We start from the raw sequence: 12,114 nt of genomic DNA, 5'->3' as shown, positions 1-12,114 counted from the left end.
ATGTCGGCACCGGCCGCCAGGTACTGCCGGTGGACGTCGAGGATCACGTCGGGCCGGGTCAGGATCAGCAGGTCCGGGTCGCCGGTGACGTCCTTGGGGTGGTCCGCCGGGATGATCTCGCCGCGGTAGTCGGCCGGGGTGAGCTTCGCACCCTGCAGCATCGTGCCCCAGGCGCCGTCGAGCACCAGAACGCGCTCGGCGAGCAGTTCGCGCAGCGTGGTGACCGTGTCAGTCACGTGGGTACACCTCCGAGAGAGTCGGAGGCGCCCTTGTTCGGGTTGGTACCCCGGTCGAGCGTGACGGGTAGCCCGCTGCAGCGCCTCTCGGCCGGAACACCGACTTTACCCACTCTCTCACTTCGCGTCGGCGTAGGAACCAACCACTGAGACGTCCAGCGGAAAACGCACCGCGGTGGCGCCGAAGAGCATCCGGCCGGCCGTCGAGGCCGCCTCCCGGACCGCATCGGCCACCTGTTCGGCCTGCTCAGCGGGGCAGTGTACGACCACCTCGTCGTGCACGAAGAGCACCAGCTCCGCCTTCGTGCCCTCCAGCGCCGTACGCAGTGTGGCGAGCATGACCAGTGCCCATTCGGCCGCCGTGGCCTGAATCACGAAATTACGGGTAAATCGTCCCCTTGCCCGGCCGGGCGGCGGCGCGGCCTCGTCCGGCGGGTCGAGCCCGGCGTCGCGCCCCGCCCCGGAGGCCGGTGGGCACGTCCGGCCGAGCCAGGAGCGGACCAGGCCACCGTTCTCCCCGGTGCGGGCGGCCGCCTCGACGTAGTCGAAAGCGGTCGGGTAGCGCCGCCGGAGCACCGCCAGGGCGGGCAGCGCGTCGCCGCCGGTCTGGCCGTACATCGCGCCGATCAGGGCGAGCTTGGCCTTGGCCCGGTCGCCGGCGAAGGAGTCGGTGGCGAGCGCGGCGTAGAGGTCGCCCGCGGCGGCGGCCTGGGCGAACCGCTCGTCGCCGGAGACCGCGGCCAGCACCCGGGGCTCCAGCTGACCGGCGTCGGCGACCACGAACCGCCAGCCCGGGTCGGCCAGCACCGCCCGGCGCACGACCTTGGGCACCTGGAGCGCCCCGCCGCCCCGGGCCGCCCAGCGACCGGAGACCACGCCGCCCGCGATGTACTCCGGGCGGAACCGGCCGTCACGCACCCAGGCGTCGCACCAGGACCAGCCGTGCGCCGTCCAGATCCGGTAGAGCTCCTTGTACTCCAACAGGGGCGCGACCGCCGGGTGGTCCACCTCGCGCAGCACCCAGCGGCGCGTGTTCGGCACCTGGATGCCGGCCCGGGCGAAGGCGCGGACCACCTCGGCCGGCGAGTCCGGGTGCAGGCCGTGCACGCCGAACGCGCCGTTGATCACGGCGGTCAGCTCGGCGAGGCGGCGCGGCGGGCCGACCGGCTGCGGCGGGCCGAGCAGCTCGCGCAGGACCTCGTCGTGCACGTCGGCGCGCCACGGCAGCCCGGCGTGCCCCATCTCGGCCGCGATCAGCGCTCCCGCCGACTCGGCCGCGATGAGTAATCGGAATCGGCCAGGATGCTCGGTGGACTCCATCCGGCGCCGCTGGTCCGCGTACGCCAGGAGCAGATCCTCGACGGTCGCCGCGGCCGGCATCGCGACCGCCTCGAAGAGCGCCGCCTGCGCGAAGCCCGGCGGCTCGGCCTCGGGCCGGGGCAGGTCGGCCGGCACCGGCAGCCCGCGCAGCCGGGCGAGCGCCGCGGGCAGGCCGCGCGGCTCACCCCAGTGACCGGAATGGCCCAGCAACAGCGCCTCGGTCAGCTCGAGATCGTGACAGCGCGCCACCCGGACCCCGGCCCGCAGCAGCGGTGGGTAGACGTCCATCGTCGCGGTCCAGAGCCAGCGCGGATGGTCGGCGGCCTCCCGCGCGGCGATCGCCACGGCCAGGTCGCCGACGTGGACCGGCGGCGTCTCCCCAGGCAGATCCGCCAGATGACCGCCGCGGCCGTCCGGATCGGGCACCACCGCCACCAGCATCCCGCCATTGTCACCCGGGGGTACGACAGTTCAGGCGCCCGTGTACGCGAACGCGGCCCAGAACCGCGGGTCGGCGTAGGGATGGTCACCGCCGCTGGCCGGCTCTCCCGGAAGCTGGTCCCGGGTCGCCGCGCGCAGCCAGTTCTGCGCCCGGTTGAGCGCCACCGCGGGCTCGTGCCCGGCACCCCGCCACTGCCGGTAGAACTCGGCCATCAGCAGGGCGGTAGCCCGGTCGTCCACCTTCCAGGAGCTGGCGATCACGCCCGCGAACCCGGCCTCCAGCAGCGCCGAGGGCATCCCGACCACCTCGTTGGGCAGATCAGGATCGGACAGGTTGGTCTCGCACGCGGAGAGCACCGCAAGCCGCCGCGGGCCACACGGCAACACCTCGCGCAGCTCTCGCAGGGTCACCTGACGGTCCGCGAAGACCAGTCGGCTCTCCAGGATCGATCGCGGCTCCGCCGCTCCGTGACACGCCAGATGCCAGACCCCGTGGTCGGGCGCGGCCTCCCGGAACCTCGGCCACGTGCAGTTGTTGAGTACGGTCACCGCCCCCGCCCACTGATGCCTCGCCGCCTCGGTCTCCTGCCCGACGTGGCGCAGGCTCCCGGCCGCTCCGGCCCCGTCCGGCACATCGACCGCGAGCAGCGCCCCGGGCTCCCCGCCGAGCTCCCGGACGATCTCCCGGCTCCGCCGCAGCGCGCGGGCATTAGGCGCATACCGGACAGCCGAGAAGGTACCCATGTAGAACTGGAGATCGGGCGCGACCGCCAGCCCCGCCGCGTGCAGCGGCAGCAGCCCGATCACGCCCACCGGGAGGAAAGTGATCACCCGGCCGCGACCGCTGAAGTGCACCACCGTGGAGAGGCCCCGGTTCCAGAGATCCGTCAGCACGTCGGTCAGGGAACCGGACTCCGGCGCGACCGGGGCGAGATCGCGCAATGCTCTGCTCGATCCGGCCGAGATGCGGTCGAGTAGTCCGGCCACCGCCTGTCTGCTCAGGCCGGGCAGTTCGAGGAACTGCGGATCATGCCAGGCCGCCACGATCAGCGCATAGCCGCCGGAATGGGAGGAGGCCAGGTAGACCAGGCTGCCGTCCCCGGTCACCGCGGTCACATCCGGATAGGTGACCGCGGTGGTTCCGCTGGTGACGATCGCCCGGCCGACCTCCAGCGCGATCACCGCGTCCCGGTAGCGCCGGTCCTTCGCCAGCCAGTAGCCCGCCTCCTCGGTGTGCTCCTGCACCGCGGTGAGGAACCGGATCCGGTCGTCGCCCTCCCTGGTGGCCGCGTCCGCCGGCAGATGCAGCACCAGAGCGTGATAGGCCTCGGCGATCAACGCCGGCGCGCCGACCACCAGTGTCCACGTGATCCAGGCCAGTCCGATGTCGGTTCGCATGGCGGCCGGCACCCACCGCGCTCGCCGCCACCTCCGCTGCCAGGCACGCCGTTGCCGTTTCAGCCCTCCGCGGCAGGGGATGACGGCGGGAGTCCCGGTCCGCCGGAGTGCATGATGCTGACCGACCAGTTCCCGGACCCGCCGCAGGTCGTCCTCGTCGGGGTCGATCAGGTGACGGCGGCGGCGCAGCTCGTCCGCGACGGCCCACAGCGCACGCTCGACCTCCGGCCGCAGTGGATGGTCCAGGAAGTCCGTGCACTTCATCGGCGCGATGCAGGCCAGGAGGAAGACCCGGCCACGATCACGGACCAGCTCCTCCTCGATGCCGTCCATCTCCACCAGCGGATACCAGGCCAGCAGCATCTGGGCGGCGCTGTCGAAGTCACCCTCTCGCACCGCGTCCCGGACCTGCTGGGACCTCTCGAAAATCCACTTCACGTCGGCTACTGACGGACTGTGGGTCCGTCAGTAGCCGACGTGAAGTGGATCCTCCGCGGGCGGAGACGCCGGTTCCCGCCGGACATGCTCGACCAGTTGGAGATGCTGGGCCGCTATCGGCTGGACCGGCATCACTGCGGGCTCAGTCCCCTCGAGGTCCTGGAGCCGTTCCTCTCCCCCTACATGCAGGACATCACGGTGGACCGTGACGGGTTGCTCGGCGAGCTGGCCGCCCTGGTCGCGGGGGACGAGGGCGGCTTCGCCACGCACGGTGCCGCCTGCCTGACCTGGGACCTGCTGGACGGCGAGATCGAGGACGTGCCGGCGGCCTGGCCGCTGATCGACGCCGGCATCGCCTTCAAGCTCGACCGGGGCCTCGGTGAGGTGGAGAGCCTCACCATCAACGAGCAGGTCTGGTACCGGGGCCGGAAACGGGCTACTTGACCGCTCCGGCGGTGAGGCCGGCCTGGATCTGGCGCTGGAACAGGGCGTAGACCACGATCATCGGGAGGATCGAGAGCGTCAGGGCGGCGAAGAGGGTGGACCACTCGGCGTGGTAACCCGCCTGGGTGCTGATGTTGGCGATGCCCTGGGTGAGGACCCACTTCGCGTCGGCGCCGGCGCCCTGCATGATCACCACCGGCAGCAGGTACTGGTTCCACTGGCCGACGATGTTGAAGATGGTGATGCTGACCAGGCCGGAGCGCGCCATCGGCATCATGATCTGGAAGAACCGGCGCAGGTGGCCGGCGCCGTCCACGATCGCCGCCTCGTCGATCTCCTGCGGGAGCGTCGTGAAGAACGCCACCAGGAAGAAGACCGTGAACGACAGCGAGTAGGCGATGTAGACCAGGATCAGGCCGGTGAACGTGTTGAGCAGGCCGAGGCTCTGCACGATGCCGAAGAGCGGGGCCAGCGCCATGAACGTCGGGAACGCCAGCCCGGAGACGAAGAGGTAGTAGATCGCCCGGTTGCCGGGGAAGCGGTACCGGGCCAGCACGTACGCGGCCATCGAGCCCAGCAGCATGGTGCCGGCCGTACTCACCAGGACCACGAAGACGCTGTTCAGGAAGTACGTGCCGATGTGCGCCTGACTCCACGCGTCGGCGTACGTACCGAAGTCGAAGGTCTCAGGAAGGGCGAACGGCTTCCCCAGGAAGATCTCGGTGTTGTTCTTGAAGGAGGCCAGCAGCACCCAGATCAGCGGGCCGGCGGTGGCCAGCGCCCACAGGAAGAGGGCGAGGTGTGCGACCCCGTTGAGCGGGTTGACGTCACGGTGCTTCACGGTCATCGCCTCGGATCAGACGGTGTCGCGCCGGGTGACCCGCAGGGTCAGCGCGGCGAACGTCAGGGTCAGGAAGAAGAGCACCACGCCGAGCGCGGACGCGTAGCCGGCCTGCGAGTTCTGGAACGCGTTCAGGTAGATCTGCAGGCTCAGCACCTGGGTCGCGTCGCCGGGGCCGCCGTGGTTCACCGACATGATGTTGACCAGGGCGAACGCGTCGAAGGCGGCGATGCCGAGGTAGACCCAGGCGACCTGCAGCGTGTTCCAGAGCAGCGGCAGGGTGATCCGGAAGAACAGCGTGATCTTGCCGGCCCCGTCCAGCGCGGCGGCCTCGTAGATGTCCTCGGAGATGGCGCTCATCCCGGCCGAGAAGAGCACCACGTAGAAGCCGACCGCCTGCCAGACCAGTACGGCCAGGATGCAGGCGAGCGCCCAGTGCTCGTCGGCGAGGAAGAGCAGCGGCTCCCAGGAGTCCGGGAAGAGGCCGTTGATCATGCCGCTCCGGTCCGGGCCGAAGACCCGGCCGAAGATCACCGCGACGATGGCGAGGGCCAGGAGCTGCGGGAAGAAGAAGATCACCCGGTAGACCCGGCTGCCCCGGAGCTTCCCGACGTTGAGCAGGAACGCGAAGAAGAGCGCCAGCGCGATCGTGATGACCGGCAGCAGGACCAGCAGGTAGAGGTTGTGCCGCAGGGCGACCCAGAAGACCGGGTCGTCCCACATCTTCGTGAAGTTGTCGAAGCCGACGTACTCGAAACCGCCGAAGCCGGACCAGTCCGTCAAGGACAGCTGGAACATCTGCAGGTAGGCCCCGACCACGAAGACCAGGTACAACGCCAGCGGCACAGCAAGGAAGCCGATGATGAAGGGGTACTTACCGTGCCGCATGGCGCGAACCTTTCTAAGACCGCGTGAACTTGGTGATGGAGGAGTCCTTGGCGACCGCCTGCGACGCGGCCTCCATCGTGTCGCAGAACTTCTGCGCGTCACCGCCCTTGAACATCAGCTCGTTCGCCGCCTCGCGGGAGGCCTCGTCGAGCTTCTTGTACCAGGTGTCGAAGAGGTAGCCCATGAACACGTCCTGGCCGGCCTTGCCGAGTACGTCGTTCGCGCTGGTCAGCCCGGGCGAGATGGTCAGACCGTCGGCCGCGCCGGAGACCACGGTCAGCGACTTGGTGAGCTTGGTGAACTCCAGCGCCGCCTGCTTGGAGAGCATGGTCCGCAGGTACTCCTTGGCGCCCTGCGGGTTCTTGCCCTTGGCCGCCGCGAAGTAGATCTCACTGGCCGCCGCGTTGATCGCCGTGGCCGGGAGCTTGTCCGCGGTGGTCACGCTCGGGGTCGGCATCACGGCGTACTCGAAGGTGGGTGGGGTGTCCTTGGCCTGCTCGTTCTCCAGCCACGACCCGGACGGGTAGATCGCCAGCTTGTCCTGGTCGTGCTGCAGCTGGACCTCGGTGTGCTTGAGACCCAGGTACGACTTGTCGATGTACGTCGTGCCGATCTCGCCCCACGCCTTGGCCGCCTGGAGCACGGCGTCGTTGGTCCACGCGCCCGGCTTCAGGTTGTCGATGTCCTTCAGCACCTGCTCGGTGCCGATCTTCGCGGCGCTCGTCATGATCACGCGGACCATGTAGTACGACGCGTTGGCGCCGGCGAACCCGAACGGGACGATGCCCGCCGCCTTGATCTTCGCGCAGAGTGCCTGGAAGTCCGCCCAGGTCGCCGGCGCCGTCCAGCCGTTCTTGTCGAAGAGCTTCTTGTTGTACCAGAGCCCGAAGACGGTGAAGGCGTAGTTCACCGCGAACGGCTTGCCGTCGTACGTGCCCTGCTGCACCGCGCCCGGCACCAGGGTCTCGGCGACCGTCTTGCCCTCGACGTCCAGCGACGGGGCGGCGAAGAGGTCGCTCAGGTCGGCGGCCTGCCCGGCCTTGACGATGGCGCCGAAGTCCATCATGTCCGAGCCGGAGTTGTTGATCATGTCCGGCGGGGTGCCGGCGTTCAGCCGCGGCTTGATCGTGGTGGCGACCTGCTGGGTGGCCGAGTACTCGATCTTCGCGTTCGGCCACTTGGTGTTGAAGAGCGGGGTGTCCACATCGGTCGCGTACTTGGTACCGAGGCCGCCGTCGAAGATGACGATCTCCAGGCCCGCCGCCGGGTCGATGCCGAGCGGGTTCTCCGCCGACTTCGTCCCGCTCGCCTGCTCGGTGGGCTCGTCCCCGCCGGAGCCGGCGCAGGCCGACAGGAAGCTCACCCCGGGCGCGGCGAGCAGGCCGACGGCGGCGGCACGGCGCAACAGCGAGCGGCGATCCGTACCCAAAAGTGATTTTTCAGACATCGATGTCATCTCCATCTTTAACCCTTGACCGCACCCGCGGTCAGACCGGTGGCGATGTTGCGCTGGATGAGGAGGAAGAAGATCACCACGGGGATCGACGTGATGATCGCACCGGCCATGAGGGGGCCCCAGGCGGTACCGCGCGTGGTCTGGTTCTGGAGCAGCCAGGCCATCAGGTTCTGCTTCTCCGGGCTGTTCAGGGTGTTCACGATGATGAACTCGTTCCACGCCTGGATGAACCCGTAGACCGAGGTGGCCACCAGCCCGGGGCCGGTGAGCGGCAGGATGATCCGCCAGAACACCTGGGGCCGGGTGCAGCCGTCGATCATCGCGGCCTCGTCCAGCTCCCGGGGGATGCCGGAGATGAAGCCGCGCAGTGTCCACACGGTGTACGGCAGCAGCAGCACCGTATAGGTGATGGCCACACCGATCAGACTGTTGGTGAGCTGTGCCTTCTGCAACATGAGGAAGAGCGGGATGAGCAGCGACAGGAACGGCACCAGCTGCACGCCGAGCACGATCAGGATGATCGCCCTGCGGCCGTGGAACCGGAACCGGGCGATCGCCAGCGCCGCCAGGAAGCCGACCACCAGCGCCGCCGCCACCGCGATCGCGGTCATCACCACGCCGTTGAGCAGGTCCTGGAGGAAGTACGGCGCGTGGAACGCGGAGTGGAAGTTGTCCAGTGTCGGGTGCTCCGGCCAGAACGACGGCGTGTAGCTGAGCACCTCGTTCGCCGGTTTGAACGCGGTGTTGAGCACCCAGTAGACCGGGAAGATCATCACGATCGAGAAGACGACACCCACGGTGTTCGCGGCGAACGAACCTGACCGGCTCCGGCCGACGGTCGGCATCAGTCCACCTCACCGATCTTGAACATCTGGCGGATGTAGAAGACCATCACGCCGAGCATCAGCAGCACGGTGATCACCGAGATCGCCGCGCCCAGGCTGTACCTCGACTGGCCGAACGCCTGCGAGTACGAGTAGGTCGCCAGCGTCTGGAAGTACGGCTCCGGCTTGCTGTCCCGCAGCACCCAGTTCTGCGTGAAGAGCCCGGCGTTCCAGATCACCGAGAGCGTGGTGACGATGGTCAGCAGCGGCTTGAGGATCGGCAGCGTGATGTGCCGCAGCGCCTGCCCGCCGGTGGCACCGTCCACGGTGGCCGCCTCCAGGATCTCCTGCGGCACCTGGGTGAGGCCGGCGCTCAGCGTGATCGCCAGGAACGGGATGCCGGCCCAGACCACCATCCCGGTGATCACCAGCCAACCCTGCCACGGTGAGACGAACCAGCTGTGGTTCGCGAAGTCCACCCCGGGCAGCTTGTCGATCAGGTAGTTCACGACCCCGAAGTCGGCGTCCACCATCCACCGGATCGCCTGGGCCGCCACCAGCTGCGGGATGGCCCAGACGAACATCATCGCGACGATCATCAGGAGCCGGACGGACCGGGCGACGCGCAGCATCAGCAGCGCGACACCCAGCCCGATCAGCACCGAGAAGGCCACCGAGACCACGGTGAACGCCGCGGTCCGGCCGGTGACCGACCAGAACTCCCCATCGGTGAGGACCTTCTGGTACTGCTCGAATCCGACCCACGGCGGCGTGAGCCCGGTGAGCAGTTCCCGCAGCCGCATGTTCTGGAACGAGAGCACGACCATGCGGTACAGCGGGTAGGCGAGCAGCCCCGCGAGCAGGATCAACGCCGGCGCGGACAGCACCCAGGGGGCCCGGTCCCGGGCCCGGCCGCGCGGCCGGGGCGCCGGGGCGGATTCGACAGCCTGCATCAGTACGTCTCTCAGCTCTCGTTGAGCGTCGCGTTGATCTGCTCGTCGGCCCAGGCGGTCGCGTCGGCGACCGTCTTCTTACCGGTGAGCACATCGGTGAGCATCGTCTTCAGGACACTCGCCTTCTCTACGTCCGCCCACTTGTCCGCGTTCGGCGGGAACCACGAGTTCTTCGCGGCGAGTGCGGCCGGGGCGATCGCCGGGTTGTCCGCGGCGGCCTTGTCCAGCAGTGCGGTCGCGTTCGGCAGGGCGCCGGCCTTGACCAGTCCGCTCATCGCGGTGGAGTCGGTGAAGTATTTGATCCACTGCGCGCCCAGCTCCTTGTTGGCGCTCTTCTGCGTGACGCCCAGGTTGGAGCCGCCGAGGAAGGAGGGGATCTCCGGCATCGGCGCGGCCGCCAGCTTGCCCTTCACCTTGGTGTCCACCAGCGCGGAGTTCGGGTCGTTCGGGTCCTTCTTGGTCTGCTCGGCCGAGCCCTGCTCCCACGCGTTGCCGTAGAAGATCGCCGACTTGCCCTGGGCGAAGACCGCGGCCTGGTCGTTCTCGTCCTTGGCCACGTCCGCCTTGGAGTACTTCTTGATCAGGTCGACCCAGCGCTGCAGGCCCTGCTGGGAGGCGGGCTGCGAGAGCTGGCCGACCCACTTGTCGCCGTCCTTCTTCGCGATGTCACCGCCGGTGGACTTCACGAACGACATCGCGGCGTACCAGTACTGGCCGGGCATGTAGACCGGGGCGAACTTGGCGTCACTGGAATTCTTGGCGGCCAGCTTGTCCGCGTCGGCGAGCAGCTCGTCGTAGGTGGCCGGAGCGGCTTCGATGCCGGCCGCCTTGAACAGGTCGGTGCGGTAGATCATCACGCGGGCACCGGCGTAGTACGGCACGCAGTAGTACTCGCCGTCCAGCTCGCAGGCGCCGGAGAGGCCGGTCAGCCAGGAGTCGGAGTTCTCGAAGTCGGCCTTGTTCACCTCGGCGAAGCCGCCGTTGAAGACGTACTTGGAGAACTCGGTGTTGCCGAGCTCGACCACGTCCGGGACGTCCGAGCCGGCCAGCGTCGCGTCGAGCTTGGTCAGGTGGTTCGCCCACTGCTGGTACTCGACGGTCACCTGGGCGCCGGTCGCCGCGGTGAACCGCTTGCTCGCGTCGTCGACGACGTCCTTCCAGGAGCTCTGGGCGTCGACCATCAGCCAGACCTTCACCGTCTTGCCGGTGCCGTCGACCTTGCCGTTCGCCGAGGCGGTGCCGCTGTCATCGCTCCCGGAGCCGCAGGCGGCGGAGCCGAGCAGTGTCGCAGCGAGGGCTGCGGCGACCGCGATCTTGCGCTTCACGATTCCTCCCGAGGGGTGTCTTTTTCAGGTGTCCTTCGCCGCTTTGTGCCCGTGCACCGCTTGCGCGGTGCGCTGGAACGCGGCATGCGAGCGTTCGTGGGTCCGCTGCGCGACGGCGACGTAGAGAAGATCGAGGACGACCAGCTGGGGGTGGCGGGCGCTGAGCGCGTCCGGCCGGAAGGTGGTCGCCTGGGTGGCGGTGAGCAGGACGATGTCCGCCAACTCGGCCAGCGGGGATCGGGGGAAGCTGGTGAGCGCGACGGTGGTGGCGCCCCGGCTGTTCGCCTCGGCGAGCAGCTCGATCGTCTCGCCGGTCTCGCCACTGTGCGAGATGCCGAGCGCGACGTCGCCGGACCGGGACAGCGCGGCGCTGGCCAGACCGTTGTGCACGTCGGTCCAGGCCCACACCGGGATGCCGATGCGGTGCAGACTGAACTGCATCTCCTCGCCGACCAGCGCGCTTCCGCTGGCGCCGAAGATGTTCACCCGTGGCGCGGCGGCGATCGCCACCGCGGCCCGCGCCACCTCGCCCAGGTCCAGCAGCGAGGCGGTGTCGTGCATGGCCCGGGTGTCGGCCGCCATGATCTGGCCGAGCACGCGTTCCAGCGGGTCGTCCGGGCGGATCTCCCGGCCGATGTCGACGGTCCAGCCGGCGCTGCGGGCCCGGCCGGTCTCCGCGGCGATGCCGAGGCGCAGATCCGCGTAGCCGTCGAAGCCGAGCGCGCGACAGAACCGGGTCACCGTCGCGGGCGAGGTCCCGCTGCGCTCGGCGAGCTCCACGATGGTCGCCCGGGAGGCCGCGGCGGGGTCGGCGAGCACCTGTTCGGCCACCCGCTGGAGCGCCCCGGTGAACTCCGGCAGCAGCGTCCGCACCCGCAACAACACGCCCTCGACCAGGCCGTTCACCCGATTTTCGCCCGCCCTCTCGCCCGCCTTCTGGTCCGCCTTCTGGTCCGCCGGCGAGTCGGCGATCGCGGTCGGCGCGGGGCCGTCCCTCTCCGGCTCAGCCATCGGACACCTTTCAGGAAGGACTGTTTACTGTCGCGGTAAAAGTTCTTACTAACGACCCACCTGTGTCAAGACTGTGGATGAAGTTTTCAAACCGTTACCTGACCTGCGACGATTCAACGGCGCTCCGGGACGGCCATCTATCCGGAAACAACCCTTACGATGAGGCCGCCATCACATGCCCGACTAACGCCCGATTTGCCCTAGCCGTTTCGGTCCACCCGGCCATAGCCGACCAGTCAGGTACGGCTCCCCTGTTCGGGCACTTTCCGTGACACGACGAAGCCACGTCATCACTCAAAAGACAAGGTCAAAAAATATTTCCCGGGTACGGGACTCCCCGCCCCCAACAGCACCCGTCCTCGCCCCGCCCTCGCGGACCCGGCCAGGTGCAACACACGCCCCGGCTTGCACCGCCGGGCTGTTCCCAGTGGTCACCCTCGCGGCGCGCTGCGCACTCCCGGCCGTAGCGCGGCCCCGGGTCCTGGCTGGTGCTCAGGGGTGGCTCGCTCCGCTCGACACACCCCTGAGCACCAGCCAAA

The 12,114-nt window shown here is 69.0% G+C and carries 11 protein-coding genes; 1 reads left to right on the top strand and 10 read right to left on the bottom strand.

All coding sequences use genetic code 11. The features are described from left to right. The 3 genes from AB0M08_RS46445 to AB0M08_RS46435 form a co-directional block, all read right to left on the bottom strand. A partial coding sequence (locus AB0M08_RS46445) for a homocysteine S-methyltransferase family protein (protein WP_364508469.1) occupies positions 1–161 on the bottom strand: 161 nt, incomplete at its 3' end. Between the two features lie 192 nt (positions 162–353). Further along, complete coding sequence (locus tag AB0M08_RS46440; protein ID WP_364508467.1) at positions 354–1,997, bottom strand: bifunctional 3'-5' exonuclease/DNA polymerase; 1,644 nt, start codon at positions 1,995–1,997, stop codon at positions 354–356. Positions 1,998–2,027: 30 nt separating this feature from the next. Next, positions 2,028–3,833 (bottom strand): CHAT domain-containing protein, encoded by a 1,806-nt coding sequence (locus AB0M08_RS46435; RefSeq protein ID WP_364508465.1) that lies wholly within the window; start codon positions 3,831–3,833, stop codon positions 2,028–2,030. A 39-nt stretch (positions 3,834–3,872) separates the two neighbouring features. Between AB0M08_RS46435 and AB0M08_RS46430 the strand changes: the two genes are divergently transcribed. Beyond that, entirely contained in the window at positions 3,873–4,277 is a 405-nt protein-coding gene (locus AB0M08_RS46430) for a hypothetical protein (RefSeq protein ID WP_364508464.1), read from the top strand. Here the strand turns inward: AB0M08_RS46430 and AB0M08_RS46425 are convergent. Genes AB0M08_RS46425 through AB0M08_RS46395 form a run of 7 tightly spaced genes read right to left on the bottom strand, consistent with a single transcriptional unit; the run spans position 4,270 to position 11,575 of the window. Then, complete coding sequence (locus AB0M08_RS46425) at positions 4,270–5,124, bottom strand: carbohydrate ABC transporter permease (RefSeq protein ID WP_364508462.1); 855 nt, start codon at positions 5,122–5,124, stop codon at positions 4,270–4,272. The genes AB0M08_RS46430 and AB0M08_RS46425 overlap by 8 nt on opposite strands. Before the next feature lie 9 nt (positions 5,125–5,133). Further along, a complete protein-coding gene (locus tag AB0M08_RS46420; protein WP_364508459.1) occupies positions 5,134–6,006 on the bottom strand; it encodes a sugar ABC transporter permease in 873 nt (290 codons plus the stop codon). Between the two features lie 13 nt (positions 6,007–6,019). After that, positions 6,020–7,453, bottom strand: coding sequence for an N-acetylglucosamine/diacetylchitobiose ABC transporter substrate-binding protein (gene ngcE, locus AB0M08_RS46415; RefSeq protein ID WP_364508457.1), 1,434 nt, complete (start codon positions 7,451–7,453; stop codon positions 6,020–6,022). Positions 7,454–7,470: 17 nt separating this feature from the next. Continuing rightward, entirely contained in the window at positions 7,471–8,307 is an 837-nt protein-coding gene (locus AB0M08_RS46410) for a carbohydrate ABC transporter permease (protein WP_364508454.1), read from the bottom strand. Next, a complete protein-coding gene (locus tag AB0M08_RS46405) occupies positions 8,307–9,239 on the bottom strand; it encodes a sugar ABC transporter permease (RefSeq protein ID WP_364508452.1) in 933 nt (310 codons plus the stop codon). The genes AB0M08_RS46410 and AB0M08_RS46405 overlap by 1 nt, the downstream gene beginning before the upstream one ends. Positions 9,240–9,250: 11 nt before the next feature. Next, entirely contained in the window at positions 9,251–10,564 is a 1,314-nt protein-coding gene (locus tag AB0M08_RS46400) for an extracellular solute-binding protein (protein ID WP_364508450.1), read from the bottom strand. Between the two features lie 24 nt (positions 10,565–10,588). Further along, complete coding sequence (locus AB0M08_RS46395; RefSeq protein WP_364508448.1) at positions 10,589–11,575, bottom strand: MurR/RpiR family transcriptional regulator; 987 nt, start codon at positions 11,573–11,575, stop codon at positions 10,589–10,591. Positions 11,576–12,114 lie beyond the last annotated feature (539 nt).

Origin of the sequence: Actinoplanes sp. NPDC051851 (assembly GCF_040681165.1) — a bacterium.
GTDB lineage: Bacteria > Actinomycetota > Actinomycetes > Mycobacteriales > Micromonosporaceae > Actinoplanes.
Note: the sequence above shows the minus strand (reverse complement) of the source record. Positions and strands in the feature narration are given on the sequence as shown.

Bases quoted from the DNA above. Each gene is read 5' to 3' on its own strand.
- AB0M08_RS46440 (WP_364508467.1), bottom strand. From the start codon at position 1,997: ATGCTGGTGGCGGTGGTGCCCGATCCGGACGGCCGCGGCGGTCATCTG.
- AB0M08_RS46425 (WP_364508462.1), bottom strand. From the start codon at position 5,124: ATGACCGTGAAGCACCGTGACGTCAACCCGCTCAACGGGGTCGCACAC.
- AB0M08_RS46420 (WP_364508459.1), bottom strand. From the start codon at position 6,006: ATGCGGCACGGTAAGTACCCCTTCATCATCGGCTTCCTTGCTGTGCCG.
- ngcE (WP_364508457.1), bottom strand. From the start codon at position 7,453: ATGTCTGAAAAATCACTTTTGGGTACGGATCGCCGCTCGCTGTTGCGC.
- AB0M08_RS46410 (WP_364508454.1), bottom strand. From the start codon at position 8,307: ATGCCGACCGTCGGCCGGAGCCGGTCAGGTTCGTTCGCCGCGAACACC.
- AB0M08_RS46405 (WP_364508452.1), bottom strand. From the start codon at position 9,239: ATGCAGGCTGTCGAATCCGCCCCGGCGCCCCGGCCGCGCGGCCGGGCC.
- AB0M08_RS46395 (WP_364508448.1), bottom strand. From the start codon at position 11,575: ATGGCTGAGCCGGAGAGGGACGGCCCCGCGCCGACCGCGATCGCCGAC.